Origin of the sequence: Mesorhizobium sp. B1-1-7 (assembly GCF_006442705.1) — a bacterium.
In the GTDB taxonomy this organism is placed as follows: domain Bacteria; phylum Pseudomonadota; class Alphaproteobacteria; order Rhizobiales; family Rhizobiaceae; genus Mesorhizobium; species Mesorhizobium opportunistum.
Genome location: NZ_VFWQ01000008.1, coordinates 104,142 through 122,497 on the forward strand (window position 1 = coordinate 104,142; position 18,356 = coordinate 122,497).

An 18,356-nucleotide genomic window follows, 5' to 3' on the forward strand; every position below is an offset into this window, starting at 1 on the left:
AGCGACCATGGAACCAATCTGGGCCGTCGGCCTGATGACCGGCACGGTGCTTGACGGCAACATCGACGTCGCGCTGATCAAGACCGATGGCGAGCGCATCGACGATTTCGGCACCTACCGGCTGATGCCCTATCCCGCCTCGATCCGCGCCCTGCTGGAAGAGACGCTGACGGCGGCGCGGGCCTGGAATTTTGTCGGACCGGAACCGGCGATCTTCCGCGAGGCCGAGGAAGCGCTGACGCGCGCCCAGTCGGCGGCTGTCAAGGAATTGGTCGAAGGCTATGGCATGACGATAGCCGATATCGGCGTCGTCGGCTTCCACGGCCAGACGGTGCTGCATCGCGCGCCCCAGGCCGGAAGGCTCGGCCAGACCCGGCAGCTGGGCGACGGCGAACTCATGCACGCCTTGCTTGGCACCAAGGTTGCCTATGATTTCCGCTCGGCCGACATGCGCGCCGGCGGGCAAGGCGCGCCCCTTGCCGCCGCCTATCACACCGCGCTGATGCGCAGCGCCGGCGCCAGCGGCGAGGTGGCCGTGCTTAACCTCGGCGGCGTCGCCAACATCACCTGGTGGGACGGCGCCGACAATGTCGTCGCCTTTGACACCGGCCCCGCCAACGCGCCGCTCAACGATTTCATCAAGTCGAAGGGGCTCGGCGAAATGGACCGCGACGGCGCGCTCGGCCGTGCTGGCAAGGTCGACGAGGCAAGGCTCGCCACGCTGCTGCAGCACCCTTATCTCAGCAAGTCCTATCCAAAATCGCTGGACCGTTTCGACTTCGGCGCCGCGATGGCGGACGGGCTGGACGCCGAGGATGGCGCGGCCCTGCTCACCGCCTTCACCGCTGCCGCCGTCGGCAAGGCGCTCGACCTTTTGCCGAGCCGTCCGAAAAGGCTGGTGGTCAGCGGCGGCGGCCGTCACAACCCGACGATGATGGCGATGCTGGCCAGCCGCGCAGGCGTCGAGGTGGTGCAAGCGGAAAGCCTGGGATGGAGCGGCGACGCCGTCGAGGCCGAGTGTTTCGCCTTCCTGGCGGTGCGCGTGCTGCGCGGCCTGCCGATCAGCTTTCCGAGCACCACCGGCGCGCCGCGACCGATGCGCGGCGGAAAGCTCGCCGGTTAAGCCAGTTTCTTCTGCAGGAAGATGCGGCTGCGGCCGACAGGGAAATCGGCTAGCGTTCCGAAGGGCTGGTAGCCCTGGCGCTGGTAGACCTTGGCGGCGTTCGGATTGAAGGTGTCGATCCAGGCGTTCCTGCAGCCGCGTGCAACGGCTTCCTGTTCGGCCGCGTCCAGCATCTGGCCTGCCATGTGCTGGCCGCGCAGCCTTTCGTCGACCCACAGCCACTGCACGTAAAGCCAGCCCCAGGCCGTGTAGCCCGAGATGCCGGCGACGACGGCTCCGTTCTCGTCGCGCACGAACACCGCCAGGGCCTTTCTCTCGGAAGCCCCGACATCGCCGTCGTTGAACGCCGTCAGCTGTTCGCCGAGAAAGGCGAGGTCTTCCGGCAAAGGCTTAGCCGTCGTTTCAAGTGTCGTGTTCATGGCTCTTCCGAAATGCTCGACTGGGTGGGCTTGAAGCGTTACGGGGCGTAAGGCCCTGGCGCAATTTCTATGTCTACTCTCGAACAGCTTGCGGGTCGCCGCCGTTGCGGAAGTCCGACGCGGCAATGCCATAGCGCTTGAGCTTGTCGTAGAAAGTCTTGCGCGGCACGCCGAGCGCGTCGATGGCGCCGCGCACGTCACCGCCATGATCGCGCAGGGCCTCGCGGATGAGCTGCGCCTCGAAGTGGCCGACCCGTTCGGGCAGCGCGGCCGCCGGCTCCGGCGATCGCGGGGAAGCCGCCCTCGCCTCATCGTCCGGACCGAGGCCGAGCGCGACGCGATCGGCGAAATGGGCGAGTTCGCGGACATTGCCGGGCCAGCCATGCGACTGGAGATGATCGCTCACCGCGGCATTCACCCTGGCGACCGGCCGGCCGAAGCGTTCGGCGGCTTTGCCGAGGAAATGACCGAACAGCATCGGGATGTCGCCGCGCCGCTCGCGCAGCGGCGGGATGCGCAGCGTCACCACGTTGAGGCGGAAATAGAGATCCTCGCGAAAATGGCCGCGCTGGTCCGACTGGCCGAGATCGACCTTGGTCGCCGCGACGACCCTCAGATCGATGCGCCGGACATCATTCGAGCCGAGCGGGGTGAGGCTGCGCGTTTCGAGCACCCGCAGCAGCTTGACCTGCAGGGCCGGCGGCATGGATTCGATCTCGTCGAGGAACAGCGTGCCGCCGCTGGAATGCTCGATACGGCCGATGCGCCGCCGCTGCGCGCCGGTGAAGGCGCCCGCCTCATGGCCGAACAGCTCGCTTTCGATGACGGTCTCCGGCAGAGCGCCACAGTTCAGCGCCACGAAGGGTTTCGCCCGGCGCCGGCCCCACCGGTGCAACAGGTCCGCCACCACCTCCTTGCCGGTCCCGGTCTCCCCTTCCACCAGCACGTCGACATCCATGTCGGCGATCTGGCGCAAGGTTTCGCGCAGCCGGCTGATGGCTGGCGCTTCGCCGATCAGCGGCAGGCCGTCGGCGGCCTGGGCCGCGGCTTCGCGCAGCCGCCGGTTCTCGATCACCAGCCGCCGCTTCTCGCTCGCCCGTCTCAATGCCTCGACCAGACGATCGCCGGCATAGGGCTTCGGGATAAAATCGTAGACACCGTCCTTGAGCGCGGCCACCGCAAGATCGACGTCGCCATGCCCGGTGACCAGGATCACCGGTATGTCGGGATCGATCGCCTTGATGCGGTCGAACAGTTGCAGCCCGTTCATGCCGGGCATGCGGATGTCGCTGACGACCACGCCGTCGAAGTCCCGGTCGACGACAGCAAGCGCTGCCTCGGCCGTCTTGAGCGCGACCACCGTGAAGCCGGCAAGATCGAGCAATTGCGTGGTGGCGTGAAGCAGGTCGGCATCGTCGTCGACGAGCGCCACCAACCCTTGTTTCTGCGTCATTCGATCCGCCTCAAGTCGATGGTGAAGGATGCGCCGGTGCCATTGCCGGGGCCGCTGTCGCTGCCGCGATCGAGCCGCAGCGTGCCGCCCAACTCCTGGGCGATCTCCTGCGAGATCACCAGCCCCAGCCCAAGCCCCTTCTCCTTGGTGGTCTGGAACGGCATGAACAGATTGCCGGCCGCTTCAGGACCGAGGCCGGGACCGTTGTCGCGCACCGAAATCAACACCCGGTCGTCCCGCTCGGCGAGTTCGATCTCGATGCGGGGATCGGGCCGATCCTTCATTGCGTCCAGCGCATTCTGCAACAAATTGACCAGGATCTGCTCGAGCCGGATACGACTCGCCATGACCATCGGCGAGGCGTTGCCGAGCGGCTTGACGATGGTGACGCCGGAATCGCGGATACGGCCCGACAGAAGCGACAGCGCGCCGTCGATCGCCTCGCGCACCGGCAAGGGCGAGGCGGCGACACCGGGCCGGCGGGCGAAGGTGCGCAGTGTGTTGGTGATGGCGCCGATGCGTTCGGTCATCGAGACGATCAATGTCAGATTGCCGCTCGCCGGTTCGGTTTTGCCGGTTTCGAGAAAGCGTCCGGCATTCTCGGCATAGGTACGGATCGCGGCGACCGGCTGGTTGATCTCATGCGCCACGCCGGCCGCGATCTGGCCGAGGATGGAGAGGCGGTTGGCCTGGGCGAGATCGTCGCGCAGCCGGCGGACCTTGGCTTCGGCGCTCTCACGCTCGGAGATTTCCTCGGCGAGTGCCGTGTTGGAGCGCGTCAGCTCGGCCGTCCGGGTGCTGACCCGGCTCTCGAGCTCTGCATTCATGCGCGCCAAGGCCTCCTGCCGCAACCGGCGCGTACGGCGGCGCCGGGTGAGCACGTAGGCAAGCAAGCCTGTCAGCAACAGCCCCAGCAGCGTTGTCAGGCGCGCCGTGTTGGCGGCGGACGAGAGGGCGGCATCGGCCGGCGTCAGCAGCCAGAGGCGCCAGCCGGAGACCGCACCGGGCAGATCTTGCACCACTTCGACGAACTGGCGCGATTTTCCAGAACCGTCGATCGTCGCCAGGCCGTCACCGGCACCACGCCGTATCGGCAGTGGTTCGAAGGCCGCATCGGCCAGCTGAAGCTGCTCATGCGCGGCGGCGGCAGCGCCAGCGGAGAGCGGCGCCAGCGCGTGAAAGCGCCATTCGGGCTGGCTGGTGGCCAGCACGACGCCGCGTTCGTCGGTGACGAAAACGAGGAAGCCGCTGGAGCGCCAATTGGCTTCGACGCCGTCGAGTTCGACCTTCAGCACCGCGACGCCAAGCGGCTTGCCGCCATCGTCGACGCGGCTGGCCAGGTACAGACCGGGCTTGCCGCTGACCGTGCCAAGGCCATACTGGCTGGCGGCGCCCTTCGCCATCGCTTGCTGGAAATAGTGCCGAAAATTGTAGTCGATGCCGACAAAGCTCGCCGGCTCGCCGGCATTGCTGGCCGATATGGCGATGCCGGCCGTATCGATGACATAGATGGCGGACGCCGCGGCGTCGCGGGCAATCGCCTTGAGCTTGTCGTTGAGCGCCGCTTCCTGCATCTTTCCGGCCCGGCGCAGCGCTCCGCGCACAGCATCGTCACGTGCCAGCACCAACGGCACCAGGCGCTGCTTCTCGATCTCCCCGGTCAGCGTGCCCGCCGCCAGCGGCAGGGCGGCAAGTGCACCATCGCGCAGATTGTCGGCCGCCTGGTCGGAGGCGATGCGCCCGGCAATGGCGATCGCGGCGGCCAGAACCGCAAGGGCAATGACGACGACAAGCCAGCGGCCATCGCGTAGCCGGGCCACCGCCTCGCGCAGCAAGTCACGGCCGAGGGGCCCAACGTTGCCGCTATCGGTGCCTGCTTCCGGCGTTGGCTTGTCCATTTGTCCTCAGGTCTTCGCCGCCAGTGTAATGCGAAATTCCGCCCAGGCAAACGCCACCTGTGCGGAAACCCGCACAGGTATTTGCCGAATGGGCGCGAACAAGGCCCGAAATCCGGGGATTCCGGCCTTTCCGCGATCTGGCACGGCGCTTGCAAAATTCTCTCCAGCGGCGTGCGACCGGAGCGCCGCGATGGGAGAAGTCACGCAGGGCGGATTCCGTCCATCCGGCCAGGGAGAGTTCGATGCACATCGCAGATCAATCGGGCGCGCCTGCCGCGCAGCGCAAGCCCCTTTACGCCCAACTCTACGTGCAGGTTCTGGTGGCGATCACCGTCGGCATCCTGCTCGGCCACTACTATCCGTCGATCGGCGAGAGTATGAAGCCGCTCGGCGACGCCTTCATCAAGCTGGTCAAGATGATCATCGCCCCGGTCATCTTCCTGACGGTCGCGACCGGCATCGCCGGCATGAGCGACCTGCAGAAGGTCGGGCGCGTCGCCGGCAAGGCGATGCTCTACTTCCTCACCTTCTCGACGCTGGCGCTGATCATCGGCCTTGTCGTGGCCAATGTCGTGCAGCCAGGGGCCGGCTTCAACATCGATCCGGCGACGCTCGATGCCTCGACCGTCAACACCTATGCCGCCAAGGCGCATGACCAGTCGGTCACCGGCTTCCTGATGAACATCATTCCAGGCACGATCGTCGGCGCCTTCGCCGACGGCGACATATTGCAGGTGCTTTTCTTCTCGGTGCTGTTCGGCATCGCATTGGCGCTGGTCGGCGACCGCGGCGCGCCGGTGCTCAACTTCCTGCAGGCGCTGATGGCGCCGATGTTCAAGCTGGTCAGCGTGCTGATGAAGGCAGCCCCGATCGGTGCGTTCGGCGCCATGGCCTTCACCATCGGCAAATATGGCATCGGCTCGGTCATCAACCTCGCCATGCTGGTCGGCACCTTCTATGCGACGTCGCTGCTGTTCGTGTTCGTCGTGCTGGGCGCGGTCTGCCGCTACAATGGGTTCTCCATCCTGTCGCTGCTTCGCTACATCAAGGAAGAGCTGCTTCTGGTGCTCGGCACCTCCTCGTCGGAGGCCGCGCTCCCCTCGCTGATGGAAAAGATGGAAAAGGCCGGAGCCAAGCGCTCGGTGGTCGGGCTGGTCATTCCGACCGGCTATTCCTTCAACCTCGACGGCACCAACATCTACATGACGCTGGCGGCGCTGTTCATCGCGCAGGCAACGAACATCCATTTGTCGATCGGCGACCAGATCTTGCTGCTGCTGGTGGCAATGCTTTCCTCGAAGGGCGCCGCCGGCATCACCGGGGCGGGCTTCATCACGCTGGCCGCGACGCTTTCGGTGGTGCCTTCGGTGCCGGTCGCCGGCATGGCGCTGATCCTCGGCGTCGACCGTTTCATGTCGGAGTGCCGGGCGCTGACCAATTTCGTCGGCAACGCCGTCGCCACGCTGGTGGTCGCCCGCTGGGAAGGCGAACTCGACGAGGCCAAGCTGGCAAGAGCATTGGCTGGAACAGCCGACGACAGCCTGCCGGCAGATATCGTTCCCGCAGAGTAATCCGCAGTCGTTTAGAAATGTCGATGGCCGGAGGCATCGCTGCCTCCGGCCATTTTCATGCGCGGCGATGTCAGGCGGTTTTGCCGTGCGGCGCGAGCACGCCGCGCAGCTTGAGCTCAGCCCTTGAAGTCCCTCCTGATGTCCGGATAGGTGCTTGGACCGACAGGCATGCGCGCCGCCAGGCTGCCATCATCGAACAGGATAAGGCTGGCCGCGCCAACCAGCCCGGCGTGGCGGCCGAGCTGGGCCTCGACAACCGGCACGTCACGGTAGGCGCGCATGGCGCGCTGCCGGATGGTCGCTTCGATGACGGGCGCCATCAGGTCGAGGCCGTTGGCGATGCCGCCGCCTACAACCAGCACGTCGGGCGAATAGAGATGCAGGAGATTGGTGAAGCCGACGCCGAGCCAGCGCGCCTCCTCCTCGAGCAAGGCCACAGCGAGGTCATCCTGCAGCCGCGCGGCCTCGACCACGTGGCGGCCCGTCACCTCGGCGTTGGCCGAGAGGCGGCGCAGCGTCGAGCCGTCCCAGGGAGCCGTCGCGGCGTCGGCGCGGCGGCCGAGCGCGGTTCCCGAGGCGATAGCCTCGAAGCAGCCGACAACACCGCAGACGCAGCGTTCGCCCTCATTGGTGATGGTCATGTGGCCGATCTCGGCCGCAAGACCGCGGCGGCCGTGCAGGATGCGCCCGTCGACCACGACGCCGCCACCGATGCCGGTCGACACCGTGACGAACACCAGCGAACGCGCGCCGTGGCCGGCGCCGAAGCGCCATTCGCCGAGCGCTGCCGCGTTAGCGTCGTTCTCCAGCCGCACCGGCAGGCCGAGCCGGCGCTCGAGGATGTCGGCCAGCGGCACGTCCTGCCAGCCGGCGAGTGTCGGCGGCCCGACCGCGATGCCGGCCAGCGGATCGAGCGGCCCGGGCGCACCGACGCCGACACCGACAATGGCGAGCCCAGGGGCCTCGGCATGAACGGTCGCGGCCAGCGCCTCGATCTGGCCGATCACCACATCGGGGCCGGCCTGCGCCTGCGTCGGCACGGCCGAAAAGGCCAGGATCTTGCCGTCACGGTCGACCAGCGCGGCACGAAGCTCGGTGCCACCAAGATCGATCGCGAGAGCGGCTTCGCTGCTCATGCGGCGACCTTCAGCCCATGCAGCCAGGCAATGCGGCCGGCCAGATCCTTGTCGCCAAAAGCGAGCGAACCCAGAACCACGGTCTCGGCCCCGGCGGCACGCAGCAAGGGCCCGGTCTCGTGGCGGATGCCACCGTCGGCGGCAAGCACCACGGCAGCCTCGCGACCAGCCTTCCTCAGAATCGCACGGGCAGCGCGCAGCCGGTCGCAGGCTTTCTCAGACAGGCTCTGGCCCTTGACGCCGATCGCGGTGCCGAGCAGCGTGACGAAGGCGATCTCGGAGACGAACGGCGTCACCGCCTCGACCGGTGTCTCCAGCCTGAGCACGACGCCGGCTTCGGCACCGAGTTCACGGGCCAACCGCACGGCGCGCAATCCCGCCTCGCCGTTTTCGGCGTGGACGCTGATCATGTCGGCGCCGGCCTCGATGAACTGCCGTGTCTGCGCCTCGACGATACCGGCATCGACCATCAGATGGACATGGATGGGTTTCGCCGTCAGCTTGGCGATGCGGGCGACGAGATCGGGAAAGAACAGGAAAGATGGCGCGAAATGACCATCCGCCACATCGACGTGGTGAAGGTCGACATAGGGCTCGATCCGCCTGAGATCGCTCTCGATATTGGCGAGGTCGGCGGACCACGATGAGAATTCGGCGATCATGCGGTCGCGCGGCAATGCGGCGATGGCGGCCGGGCCAGAGAGTGGTTTCGAGATCATGATGGGTCCTGGTTGTTGAAATTCATGTCGAGAAAGCCGCCGATGGCGGCACGGATCTCAGCGAAATGGCGGTCCTTGTCGGTCGCCTTTGGTGTCACTTCGGCGAAGATCGCGTTGGGGATGATCTCAGCGAGCTCGCGGGCGGTCGCCAAGGGATGGACGAGATCGAGGCCGCAGCCGATGACGAGCGTCGGGACGGCAAGCGCGCCCGCGGCAGCCCGCGAGACGCCGGGCCCATCGGCTGCGATCGCCTGCATCACCTCGGCGAAGACGGTGGCGTTTTCACGCTCGAAGAAGCCGAGCAGCGAGGCGAGATTATCCGGCGCCTCGCTGCGAAAGCGAGCCGCAGTCGCGGAGGTTGCGAAGGCGTCGCGCGCCTCATCGAGCGGACGGTCGTGGATGAGTTGCGCCACCTCCGCGTAGGCGCGCATGTTTTGCGGCGCCGCGTCGAAGGCCCAGGCAGGCCGCACCAGCACCAAACCAAGGACACGGTCGGGGTGGCGAGAGGCCAGCTGCAGCGCGATCGCCGCGCCCATCGAGATGCCGCCGGCGACGAAACGGTCGAGCCCAGCCGCATCGGAGGCGGCCAGCACGTCGCCGGCGAACATCGCTATCGAGAATGGACGCTTGCTGCCGGCGCCGGAGCCGCCCTGCGCACGGCATTCGACGGTCAGCCGGCGGTATGATGGTTGGTCAGGAAAATTCTGCGCCACCTGATTGGCATCGCCGCCGAGACCATGCTGGAAGGTAACGGGAAGTCCGCCCTGCCCCGTGTCGAAGACACGAAGTGCGGCATCGTCGCGAAGCATGGTTGTCGGCGCGGCGCTCATCAAAGCAGCCCGCGCAGGAAGGCGGCGACGCCGGGGGCTTCGTCGGCGGACAGCCCGTGGGTGACGAGCGCCCCGTCGAAGTCCACGGCCTTCAGCCGCGCGACAAAATCCGGGAAATCGACGATGCCTTGCCCTGCCGTGGCAAAGCGGCCGTCGCCATGCCGGTCCTTGGCGTGCGCCATGGCGATGTGGCCCGCCGCCTCATCGATCGCGGCGGCGACGATGGCACGCGCCTCATCCGGGCTCGCGTGCTCGAACAGGTTCGCCGGATCGAGCACGATCTTGAGACGCCTGGAGCCCATCTCGGCGATCAGCCGCGTCGCATCGTTGGCCGAGGTGACGATGTTGGCCTGCTCGGGCTCGATGCCGAGATCGACGCCGGCGGTCTCGGCCAGCGCCAACGCCTTCGCCATCTCGACAGCCATGTCGGACCAGGCGGCCGGTGTCGCATTGTCGGGGTGATAGGCCCATTGATCGGCGGCGTTGCGCGAGCCGGTGCAGAGCGTGACCAGCGGAATGCCGAGGACCGCCGCCGTCTCGATGACGACACCAAGACGGCGAAGACCGTCGTCGCGCACGGCCTTGTCGGGATGCGCCATGTTGTAGGTGCCCGAGAGTGCAGCGAGCGAAACGCCTGACGTTTGCGCGCCGACCCGGATGTTCGCAACAGCATCCGCCGGCACGGCATCGGGCATCGACGGCAGGCCGGCGCAGGCGAGATTGAACTGCGTCGTCTCATAGCCCGCTTGCCGCACCGCCGTTAGCACGGCGGCCGGCTCGGTGCCGGCAAACGTCTTGGCGAAAATGCCGAGATGCATCAGACCGCACCCGAAACCGAGGCGAGCTCGACCCGCTCGCCCGTTTCCACCGATCGGGCAATCGCTACCATGGCGCGGATCGAGGCGATGCCGTCGTCGACATTGGCGCCGCGCATCGGCGTGCCGTTGAGCACCGTGTCGGCAAGACCCTCCAGCTGGCGGCGGAAGAAATGGCCGTCGGCGCCGAGCGGTTTTCGCGAGGTCGCGTCCTTTTCGTGGAAGATATCGACCTCGCTGGCCCGGAAGTACCAAGGGTTGAATGTCTTGGCGATGACGGAGCCGTTCTCGCCATAGAGCTGGAACCCTTCGTGCCAGTCCATGCGCACGGCGACGGTGAGGTCGAGATGGCCGAGCGCGCCGCTGGCGAATTCGGTTTCGACGAACCAGCAATAGGCGCCGAAGCGCTCGTTGAGGCGCGCGCGGACGGCAGTGATCTCGCCGCAAAGGAAACGTGCCGTATCGACGAGATGCGAGCCGTGCGCCAGCATGAAATATTGCCTGAGATCAGCCTTGGGATTGCCCGCCGGCTTCTTCGCCAGTTTGCTGGTGACCGGCAGCGGCTGAATGGCGTCGGTGTTGGTGTAGCGATGGGTCGAATCGCAATACCAGGCCTTCAGCGCCAGCACCTCGCCCATCTCGTCTCGCACGAAGTCGTGCGCAGCCTCCAGCGCCGGGTCGAAGCGCTTCATGTGCCCGACCTGCAGCACCTTGCCCGAGCGCCTGACCGCCTGCGCCAGCGCCTCGCCTTCCTCGACCGAGGTACCGATCGGCTTTTCGCAGAGAACATGCTTGCCGGCGTCGAGCGCCTTGATCGACATCGGCACGTGATAGGCATCCGACGTGGCGACGATCACCGCTTCCAGCTCGGGATCGGCGAGCATGGCGTCATAGTCGGCATAGATCTTTTGCGGCTCGTAAGTGGCGCCCATGCGGGCGAGCAGATCGGGGGCCGCGTCGCAGATGGCGTAAAGGTCGGCATTCCCGGCCTTCACGCAGGATTGCAGATGCGCGAACTGCGCGATGGGGCCGCAGCCGAGCACACCGACCCTGAGGCGTCTGTCTTGTTTCTTGATCATCGTCTCGTTCTTCAGGCGCCGTAGCCGCGCATTGTCTGTCGGTTGGTCTTGACCGCGCCGGCGGGATCGGCGGCGGCGGTGTCGGATTCCTCTTCGAGCACCAGCCAGCCGTTGAAGCGCGGCGCGGTGCCGGCAATCTCGATCACTTGGGCGGTGTCGCAGACGCCCTTGCCGAGCATTGCCCAGGTGCCGTTGGCATCGACGTCCTTCAAATGGATATAGCGGATGCGGTCGCGATAGGTGCGCAGCGTGTCGGCCATGTCCTTGTGGCCACGCAGGATGTGGCCGGTATCGGGCACCCAGCCGACCAGATCGGGGTCGAGAAGCGCGAAGATCGTGTCGTAGTCGGCGCGATCGAACAGCAGCGTGTTGTGGTGCGAGCTCGGATGCACCGCCACCTGGACGCCGGCCTTGCGTCCCAGTTCGCCGGCCTTGTTGTAGACTTCGGCGGCGGTGGCGAACTTGTCGCCACGCGGACCGTCGGACACGACGGTCGCCGACCCCATCGAGACCAGCGCGCCGGGGAAGGCGGCGGCGAAGTCGATCCAGCGTTTGGCAGCTTCGAGATCGGAGCCGATCTCATCCTTCAGTGTAAAGCCACTGTCCGAGCCAAAGGCGAAGGAGACCAGCGTCAGCCCGGACGACCTCAGCGCGGCGGCGAACTCCGACGGCTTGCCGGCATAGTGGCCGATCATGGTATCGGTGATCTCGATGCCGGCATAACCGCCATCGGCGATCGCCTTCAGCAGATCGTCGGGGCCGCCGGTGAACCGGTCTCCCAGCATTTCCCAGGTGAAGGTCTGGCAGCCGACTTTGAGGTCTTTCACGTTCATCCTTTCATTCCTTGATATTCCTTGATGGGCCTTGCGTCAGCCGTTCGATGATGTAGCGCTGATAAGCGAGGGCCCGCTCCTTCTCCTCGGGATGGGCATCCTACTTGACCGAGCCCGCGGTCATCCCGGCGAGGAAGTACCTCTGGGCAACGAGGTAGATGAGCAAGAGCGGCAGCGAGCCGAGCACGCTCATCGCCATCATCTGGTTCCATTCGAAGGCGTGCTGGCCCATCAACAGTTGGATGCCGATCGGGACGGTGCGCATGGACGTCGACTTCGTCAGCGTCAGCGCAAAGAGAAATTCGTTCCAGCACAGCAGGAAGGTGTAGACCGACGTCGCCACGATGCCAGGCAGTGAAATCGGGACGATCACCCGCCAAAGCGCTGTCCAACTGGTGCCGCCATCGACAGCCACGGCTTCATCGAGATCGCGGGGCAAGGTGTTCAGATATCCCGTCATCAGCAGGATCGCGTACGGCAGCGTAAACACCAGGTAAGTCAGGATCAGCGCGACGTAGGTATCAAAGATACCGTATGAGACGACAAGCCCGAAGAAGGGGATCAAAAGTGTGATCGGCGGAATCGTCTGCGTGCTGATGATGATTGTGTTCAGGCTGCCCTTGCCGCGGAAGTTGAAGCGGCTGAACCCGTAGGCGGCCAGCAAGGCGATCAGCACCGTCAGCACGGTCACCGCTCCCGCCACGAAATAGCTGTTGAAGAAGAAGCGCAGCTTTACCGGGTCGCCAAGGATGGCAGCATAGGCTTCCAGCGTGAAGGCCTTTGGCAGGATGGTTGGCGGCAGGGCAAAGATTTCGGTATTCGATTTGAACGAACTGCTCAGCATCCAGTAGATCGGAAATGCCGCGAAAAAGAGTCCCGCTGCAAGCGCCACATGGAGCGCGACGGTGATCAGCCTGTCTTTCGGCGTATGCCTTTTCCTCATGGTGACTACCGAGCCTTTTGATAGCGAATGTAGAACAGCGTCAGGCCGAGAGAGATCAACAAGATGACCACAGCGCTCGCCGAAGCCTGCGACAGGTTGTAGCTCGAAAACGCCAGCTTGTACGTGTAGGTGCTGAGGACCTCGGTCGAGTAGATCGGGCCACCGCCCGTGGTTATCCAGATCAATGGGAAGACCTGCATGGTCCAGATGAAGTCGAGCAGCGAGATGCTGATGATGATCGGCATCAGCTGCGGGATGGTGATGAAGATGAGCTTCTGGTAGGCTTTCGCCCCGTCGATATCGGCTGCCTCGTAGAAATCCTTGGGAATGCCCTGCAAACCCGCGAGCAGGCTGACCATGAAGAGCGGATAGCCCGCCCAGATGTTGGCGAAGGTGACGGCGTGCAGCGCGGTCTCGGGCGAGGAAAACCATTCGACCTTGGAGCCGATGATGCCGAGTTGCATGAGAATGCTGTTCACGACACCGTTCGGCTCAAGCAGGAGGCGCCAGATCACGGCGATGATCACCGCGGTGAACAGCCAGGGCAGTATGTAGAGCACGCGCAGGATATTGCGCAGCGTCGGATTGATGCGGTCGCTGTTCAGCATGAGCGCGAAGACCATACCGATGGTCATGTGGAAAATGACACTCATGCATGTGAAGTAGAGCGTGTGCCACAGCGAGGCCCAGAACACCGGGTCGTCGAAGATCGCCTGGTAGTGTTTCAGTCCGGCAAAGGATGGATCACGACGCAGCACCGCGCTGTTCTGGAACGAGTAGGCAATCACCGTCACCATCGGCAGCAGCATCAGAAGCCCGATTATGAGCAGCGAGGGCGACAGATAGAGGTAGGGTGCAACCGCTCGTTTCAGCTTGTGGTGGGAGCGCTTTTGCCGGGTCATGTGCCAACCTTGGGATACGCCTTCAAGAGAAGGTGAGCTTCAAAAACAGGTCCATCTCAAATTGCCGATCCGTTGTTGCCGGGTGGCCTGCCCGAAGTCAGGCCACCCGGCCGAAGATAGCAAACGGGAACAGGCCGATCAGAATTTCGCCATCCAGCCTTTCTGAGCGGCGGCGGCGGCCTGTTCGGGAGACTGTTCGCCGGCCAGCATCTTCTGGGCTTGCACGTCGAACTGGGTCATCAGGTCTTCAGCCACCGGCAGGCCCGTGAACTCATTGGCGAGATAACCGGTCTTGAAGATTTCAAAAGCCTTGCCGAAAGCCTTGTCCGAGGTCACGAAATCGGGCTTGGCGTTGACGTTGCCGGGGAAGGCGTTTGCAAGCGACACGAGCTTGGCGTTGACCTTTTCGCTCATCAGATATTGGACGAGTTTCCAGGCCTCTTCCTGATGTTTCGACGCAGCCGAGATGCCGACGCCCCAGGAGGCATAGGGAAGGCCGCGCTTGCCGGTATAGTTTTCCACGACAGGGACGGGGATGAGGTCGAAGTTCAGCTTGGGATTGCGCTTGCGGATGAGGTTCACATGGGCGAGCGAGTCGATCATCATTCCGACGCGGTCGTTGACGAACTCCTCGACCTTTTCCTGCTCGGTCTTGGTGGCGATGCCGGGCGAGATGGTGCCGGCGTCGTTGAGCGATTTGACAAAGGTGAGCATATCCACCACCGGCTTGCCTTCAAGGTCCGGCTTGCCGTTCGCCATCATCGACTGACCCGAAGCCCAAACCCACGACATCATGTCGTTCTGGACGCCGGATGGTGTTTGCAGCGACAGGGGCAGCACCCAGCCATACTGGTTCTGGTCGGCGTGCGTCATCTTCTTGGCGGCTTCGAGAAACTCCGCACGGGTCGACGGCAGCTTGGTCACGCCTGCCTTGGCGGCGAGGTCCAAATTCACGAAGACCGGATAGACGAAGGAAGCCACGGGAAACATAACCGCCTTGCCGTCCACCTTGATGATGTCCGCGACTTGGGCTTTGTCGAACTTGCCCGCATCCATCATCGGATTCATGTCGGCGAGCGCGCCCTGCGCATTCAGATTGTTCACCCAGGCACCGTCGAGACCGACGACGTCGCTGAGCGTTCCGGTTGCAGCACCAACCGAGATCTGGTCTCGCGTAGTCGCGTAGGGGCCGCTGACCAGCGTCACCTTGATGCCGGGGTTTGCCGCCTCGAACTCATCCATGATTGACCTGAGCGAGCCAGCCGGCAATTCGGGCTCCCACCATTGGGTGAATTCCAGCGTCGTGTCCGCCATGGCGCCGGTTGCGCCAAGCAACCATGCGGCCGCGGCCATTTTCAGCATCGCGGGTTTTATACGAAACATCATTTTCTCCTCCTTCTTTAGGATCGACCGCACAATGCGCCCGATCGTCTGGTTATTCAGAAGTCTCCTTATGCGGGGTGCCTCACCCTCACCCGCGGGTCTCGTCGCGAATATTCAGATCGCCAGATGCGTCTCGGGATCGAAGAAATGGAGCTTGGCGTCATCCAGGGCCAACCTGATTTCCGAGCTGGAACGGACTGTGCTGACCGGTTCGAATCTCGCCACCGCATTCGACGCCAGGCCGAAATCCTGCACCGCGTCAGGGTCGCCGGAGTCCACCCGGACCGCGTCGATGTTGAGATGGACGATATGTTCGGATCCGAGTTCTTCGATCGAGGTTACCCTTGCCGGTATCGTTTGATACTTGCGGCCGGATTCGAGGCTGCTGTCGTAGAGATCCTCCGGTCGTATCCCGAACACGACTTTGCGCCCCGCATACGACCTCAAATCCGGTCTGCGTATGAAAGCCGCATCCTGCAGCCGGATGGCAAAGGCGCCCGACGCCAGTTCGTCGCCCGTCAGGGTCGCCTCGAAAAGGTTCATCGAAGGGGATCCGATGAAGCCGGCAACGAAGGCGTTCACCGGCGATTCATAGAGCCTCTTGGGTGTGTCGACCTGCTGCAGCACGCCGCCTTTCAACACCGCGACCCTGTCGCCCATCGTCATGGCTTCGGTCTGGTCGTGGGTCACATATATGGTCGTTACGCCGAGCTGCTTTTGCAGACTGGTGATTTCGGCGCGCATCTGGACACGCAGTTTCGCGTCCAGATTGGAAAGGGGTTCGTCCATGAGAAAGGCTGCCGGCTCGCGCACCATGGCGCGGCCCATGGCAACCCTTTGACGCTGTCCGCCTGAAAGGTTCGCGGGTTTGCTATCCAGCAGAGACGTCAGTTGAAGGGTTTTGGCGATCTCGTCCACGCGCTTTTTGCGCTCGGCCTTCGGCTTGCCTGCCAGCCGCATCGAAAAGGCGATGTTTTCGAACACCGTCATATGCGGGTAGAGGGCGTAGCTCTGGAAGACCATCGCGATGTCGCGGTCCTTGGGCGGCATGTCGACGACGTCTATTCCGCCGATCCGAAGGCTGCCGCTGGTGACGTCCTCCAACCCCGCGATCATCCGCAGCGCGGTGGATTTGCCACAGCCGGACGGCCCGACGAGAATCAAGAACTCGCCGTCCTCGACCGACAGATTCAATTGGTCGATTGCGTGAAAATTGTTCCCGTATGTCTTGCAGATATTCTCAAGAACGACTTCTGCCATATTCCTCCTCCACAAGTCCAAGCCACTGATTTTTATGATTTTCCTCGGCTTATGTTCACCTGCGAGATATTTCCTTGGATAGCTCCGGCTATGTTCCGGTATCGAGCCGCGCATAGTTCAGTTCGACCGCCGACGGCGCGTTCGTCGATGCCAGGAGTTCCGTGACCTGGTCGCCGGTCGGAAGCGCCTCGCGCCCGCCCCGCCCCGTTATCGAAAGGGCTGCCGCCGCGGCCGCGAATGCGACCCGGCCCGCGGTGTCGGCCCCGCGCGTCAAGGCAAGCGCATAGGCGCCATGAAAGCAGTCGCCGGCGCCGGTCGAGTCGACGACGGCAACCCGGTGCGGCGGCAGGTGCCAGAGCCCAGCGTCTTCGCGTCCGCGATAGAAGACACCCCTGCCGCCATCCGTCAGAACCACGGCGGATCGCGACGGCAACCACAATGCATCGAGTATCTCGGCCGGCGACCGGCGGCCCGTGGCGGTCCGCGCAAAGCCGAGCGGAAGAATGAGATGGTCGCAGAGCCCGATCAGTTTCTCGGTGGGTGAGCCGTGGCTCCATTCGATATCGCCGAGGATCGCAAGGCCGAGATCGCGAGCCCGAGCCACGACATCCAGCGACCCGATCCCGTAGCTATCGACGATCAGGACGCTCGCGCGACTGAGGACCTCGTCAGGAAAGTCCGGCGCGGTGCCCAGCATCGCTTCGTCGTCATAGGCGATGAACCGCTCCCCGTCCGAACCGACGGTGATCCGCGAGCGCACCGGGCGCGCGTGCGGGTGGCGCGGCGCGAACGCGGTTTCAACGCCGCTTGCAACGAGGTCGCACAACACGGCGTCGTCGGCGGCATTGCTCAGCCAGCCGACGAACCCGGCGGTTCCGCCGAGCCGCGCGACGGCGGCAAGTGCCGTCGCGACATTTCCCCCGAAAGCCCGGGCACTTTGCAGAACCTTCCCCTTGCCCGCCGACAACGGCTGATCGACATAGACGATGTCGTCGATCGCAATAGCTCCGAAGCCGAGGATTGAAGGGACGGCGGGCATGGTTCAGGCACCCGCCCTGGCCAGGGCGTCTTGCGCCGAAAGGCCGTCATGGATGACGCCCCGAAAGGCGATCGCCGCCTTTTCCGGATCGCCATGCCCCCAGAGATTACGGCCCACCACGGCACCGCGCGCGCCGGCACGGATGGCGTCCGCCGTCTGCTGAAGGGCGCCGAGCAGCGTGTCAGTCTTCGGACCACCGGCGATCACAACCGGCACCGGACAGGTCCGAACGGTCTCTTGAAACGACTCGAAATCGCCCGTGTACCCGATCTTGATCACGTCGACGCCGGACTCGTAGCCGATGCGTGCCGCATAGGCGATTTCGTCGGGGGTGAAGACGATTTTTGCCCCGTCGGTGAAATCGCGAGGATAGATATGCGCCACCACCGGCATGCCGTAGCGGGCCGCAGCATTCACCGAATCGGTCAGCCAGCGTATGTATTTGCCCTCGGTCGCGCCGCGCACCGGAATGGCCACGGCCAACGCATCGGCGCCGGCGCGCACCGCATCCTCGGGCGTTGCAATCAGTTCACTGATGCGATCGTCTGGGGTGAAGCAGCCGGCCTGGATCACCAGGCAAGCCTTGCCCGCATATTGCGGCCACAGATGGCGCGCGGTGCCAGGCTGGATGCTGACGTAGTCGGGCTTGCCCACCATGACGCGTGCAAGCGCGCCCGGCAGGTCGGCAAGACCTCCTTTGCGCACGTCGCCATAGCCGACAAAGTGGTCGACCGCGCCGCCAAAAAGATTGCCCGATGGATGTGAGAAGAGGCGCGCCAGGCGCACCTTGGTTCCGAGGCTCATGTGTCTAAAACTCTCCAATCGATTGGTTTCAAAATCCTGGACCCAGTGTTTGCGAAAGAAAAGATAAATGCAATCTTTCGAAAGCTTTCGAATTCGCGTATTTTTGATAGAGTGAATCGAGGCCAAGGCGAACGCTTGGCGCATGGAGG

Annotated in this window: 17 protein-coding genes; 2 read left to right on the plus strand and 15 right to left on the minus strand. The window is 64.4% G+C overall.

What is annotated here, in order from left to right:
- Positions 1-7 precede the first annotated feature (7 nt).
- A complete protein-coding gene (locus FJ978_RS15230; RefSeq protein WP_140572757.1) occupies positions 8-1,123 on the plus strand; it encodes an anhydro-N-acetylmuramic acid kinase in 1,116 nt (371 codons plus the stop codon).
- Here the strand turns inward: FJ978_RS15230 and FJ978_RS15235 are convergent.
- The 3 genes from FJ978_RS15235 to FJ978_RS15245 form a co-directional block, all read right to left on the minus strand.
- A complete protein-coding gene (locus FJ978_RS15235) occupies positions 1,120-1,542 on the minus strand; it encodes a GNAT family N-acetyltransferase (RefSeq protein WP_140572758.1) in 423 nt (140 codons plus the stop codon). The genes FJ978_RS15230 and FJ978_RS15235 overlap by 4 nt on opposite strands.
- Before the next feature lie 73 nt (positions 1,543-1,615).
- Positions 1,616-2,995 carry a sigma-54 dependent transcriptional regulator gene (locus FJ978_RS15240; RefSeq protein ID WP_140572759.1) on the minus strand — a complete coding sequence of 460 codons (1,380 nt, stop codon included), beginning with the start codon at positions 2,993-2,995 and terminating at the stop codon, positions 1,616-1,618.
- Positions 2,992-4,893, minus strand: a complete 1,902-nt coding sequence (locus tag FJ978_RS15245; RefSeq protein WP_246678141.1) for a sensor histidine kinase — start codon at positions 4,891-4,893, stop codon at positions 2,992-2,994. The genes FJ978_RS15240 and FJ978_RS15245 overlap by 4 nt, the downstream gene beginning before the upstream one ends.
- A 242-nt stretch (positions 4,894-5,135) precedes the next feature.
- On the opposite strand from FJ978_RS15245, the gene FJ978_RS15250 reads away from it, so the two are divergent.
- Positions 5,136-6,464, plus strand: coding sequence for a dicarboxylate/amino acid:cation symporter (locus FJ978_RS15250; RefSeq protein ID WP_013896863.1), 1,329 nt, complete (start codon positions 5,136-5,138; stop codon positions 6,462-6,464).
- Between the two features lie 116 nt (positions 6,465-6,580).
- On the opposite strand, the gene FJ978_RS15255 is transcribed toward FJ978_RS15250, so the two are convergent.
- From FJ978_RS15255 to FJ978_RS15310, 12 genes are all read right to left on the minus strand, one after another.
- Complete coding sequence (locus FJ978_RS15255; RefSeq protein ID WP_140572760.1) at positions 6,581-7,600, minus strand: ROK family protein; 1,020 nt, start codon at positions 7,598-7,600, stop codon at positions 6,581-6,583.
- Complete coding sequence (locus FJ978_RS15260; RefSeq protein WP_013896865.1) at positions 7,597-8,319, minus strand: ribulose-phosphate 3-epimerase; 723 nt, start codon at positions 8,317-8,319, stop codon at positions 7,597-7,599. Before FJ978_RS15260 ends, FJ978_RS15255 begins: the two co-directional genes overlap by 4 nt.
- On the minus strand, positions 8,316-9,149 hold the full coding sequence (locus FJ978_RS15265; RefSeq protein WP_140572761.1) for an alpha/beta hydrolase: 834 nt from the start codon (positions 9,147-9,149) through the stop codon (positions 8,316-8,318). Before FJ978_RS15265 ends, FJ978_RS15260 begins: the two co-directional genes overlap by 4 nt.
- On the minus strand, positions 9,149-9,967 hold the full coding sequence (locus FJ978_RS15270) for a sugar phosphate isomerase/epimerase (RefSeq protein ID WP_140572762.1): 819 nt from the start codon (positions 9,965-9,967) through the stop codon (positions 9,149-9,151). Before FJ978_RS15270 ends, FJ978_RS15265 begins: the two co-directional genes overlap by 1 nt.
- Positions 9,967-11,043: a Gfo/Idh/MocA family oxidoreductase gene (locus FJ978_RS15275; RefSeq protein WP_140572763.1), complete on the minus strand. Its 1,077-nt coding sequence runs from the start codon at positions 11,041-11,043 to the stop codon at positions 9,967-9,969. Before FJ978_RS15275 ends, FJ978_RS15270 begins: the two co-directional genes overlap by 1 nt.
- Positions 11,044-11,054: 11 nt before the next feature.
- Complete coding sequence (locus FJ978_RS15280; RefSeq protein WP_140572764.1) at positions 11,055-11,876, minus strand: sugar phosphate isomerase/epimerase; 822 nt, start codon at positions 11,874-11,876, stop codon at positions 11,055-11,057.
- A 100-nt stretch (positions 11,877-11,976) separates the two neighbouring features.
- Positions 11,977-12,819: a carbohydrate ABC transporter permease gene (locus tag FJ978_RS15285; protein WP_023808790.1), complete on the minus strand. Its 843-nt coding sequence runs from the start codon at positions 12,817-12,819 to the stop codon at positions 11,977-11,979.
- Between the two features lie 5 nt (positions 12,820-12,824).
- Entirely contained in the window at positions 12,825-13,721 is an 897-nt protein-coding gene (locus tag FJ978_RS15290; RefSeq protein WP_013896871.1) for a sugar ABC transporter permease, read from the minus strand.
- Between the two features lie 138 nt (positions 13,722-13,859).
- Positions 13,860-15,107: a sugar ABC transporter substrate-binding protein gene (locus FJ978_RS15295; protein ID WP_140572765.1), complete on the minus strand. Its 1,248-nt coding sequence runs from the start codon at positions 15,105-15,107 to the stop codon at positions 13,860-13,862.
- A 111-nt stretch (positions 15,108-15,218) separates the two neighbouring features.
- Positions 15,219-16,364 (minus strand): ABC transporter ATP-binding protein, encoded by a 1,146-nt coding sequence (locus FJ978_RS15300; RefSeq protein WP_140572926.1) that lies wholly within the window; start codon positions 16,362-16,364, stop codon positions 15,219-15,221.
- An 88-nt stretch (positions 16,365-16,452) separates the two neighbouring features.
- Positions 16,453-17,403: a PfkB family carbohydrate kinase gene (locus tag FJ978_RS15305; protein ID WP_140572766.1), complete on the minus strand. Its 951-nt coding sequence runs from the start codon at positions 17,401-17,403 to the stop codon at positions 16,453-16,455.
- Between the two features lie 3 nt (positions 17,404-17,406).
- Positions 17,407-18,207, minus strand: coding sequence for a class I fructose-bisphosphate aldolase (locus tag FJ978_RS15310; protein ID WP_140572927.1), 801 nt, complete (start codon positions 18,205-18,207; stop codon positions 17,407-17,409).
- Between the last annotated feature and the right edge of the window lie 149 nt (positions 18,208-18,356).

What these genes read in the sequence shown, in the direction of transcription:
- FJ978_RS15230 (WP_140572757.1), top strand. Translation starts at nt 8, where the DNA reads ATGGAACCAATCTGGGCCGTCGGCCTGATGACCGGCACGGTGCTTGAC.
- FJ978_RS15305 (WP_140572766.1), bottom strand. Translation starts at nt 17,403, where the DNA reads ATGCCCGCCGTCCCTTCAATCCTCGGCTTCGGAGCTATTGCGATCGAC.
- FJ978_RS15265 (WP_140572761.1), bottom strand. Translation starts at nt 9,149, where the DNA reads ATGAGCGCCGCGCCGACAACCATGCTTCGCGACGATGCCGCACTTCGT.
- FJ978_RS15255 (WP_140572760.1), bottom strand. Translation starts at nt 7,600, where the DNA reads ATGAGCAGCGAAGCCGCTCTCGCGATCGATCTTGGTGGCACCGAGCTT.
- FJ978_RS15280 (WP_140572764.1), bottom strand. Translation starts at nt 11,876, where the DNA reads ATGAACGTGAAAGACCTCAAAGTCGGCTGCCAGACCTTCACCTGGGAA.
- FJ978_RS15300 (WP_140572926.1), bottom strand. Translation starts at nt 16,364, where the DNA reads ATGGCAGAAGTCGTTCTTGAGAATATCTGCAAGACATACGGGAACAAT.
- FJ978_RS15235 (WP_140572758.1), bottom strand. Translation starts at nt 1,542, where the DNA reads ATGAACACGACACTTGAAACGACGGCTAAGCCTTTGCCGGAAGACCTC.
- FJ978_RS15250 (WP_013896863.1), top strand. Translation starts at nt 5,136, where the DNA reads ATGCACATCGCAGATCAATCGGGCGCGCCTGCCGCGCAGCGCAAGCCC.
- FJ978_RS15295 (WP_140572765.1), bottom strand. Translation starts at nt 15,107, where the DNA reads ATGATGTTTCGTATAAAACCCGCGATGCTGAAAATGGCCGCGGCCGCA.
- FJ978_RS15285 (WP_023808790.1), bottom strand. Translation starts at nt 12,819, where the DNA reads ATGAGGAAAAGGCATACGCCGAAAGACAGGCTGATCACCGTCGCGCTC.
- FJ978_RS15260 (WP_013896865.1), bottom strand. Translation starts at nt 8,319, where the DNA reads ATGATCTCGAAACCACTCTCTGGCCCGGCCGCCATCGCCGCATTGCCG.
- FJ978_RS15270 (WP_140572762.1), bottom strand. Translation starts at nt 9,967, where the DNA reads ATGCATCTCGGCATTTTCGCCAAGACGTTTGCCGGCACCGAGCCGGCC.
- FJ978_RS15290 (WP_013896871.1), bottom strand. Translation starts at nt 13,721, where the DNA reads ATGACCCGGCAAAAGCGCTCCCACCACAAGCTGAAACGAGCGGTTGCA.
- FJ978_RS15245 (WP_246678141.1), bottom strand. Translation starts at nt 4,893, where the DNA reads ATGGACAAGCCAACGCCGGAAGCAGGCACCGATAGCGGCAACGTTGGG.
- FJ978_RS15275 (WP_140572763.1), bottom strand. Translation starts at nt 11,043, where the DNA reads ATGATCAAGAAACAAGACAGACGCCTCAGGGTCGGTGTGCTCGGCTGC.
- FJ978_RS15240 (WP_140572759.1), bottom strand. Translation starts at nt 2,995, where the DNA reads ATGACGCAGAAACAAGGGTTGGTGGCGCTCGTCGACGACGATGCCGAC.
- FJ978_RS15310 (WP_140572927.1), bottom strand. Translation starts at nt 18,207, where the DNA reads ATGAGCCTCGGAACCAAGGTGCGCCTGGCGCGCCTCTTCTCACATCCA.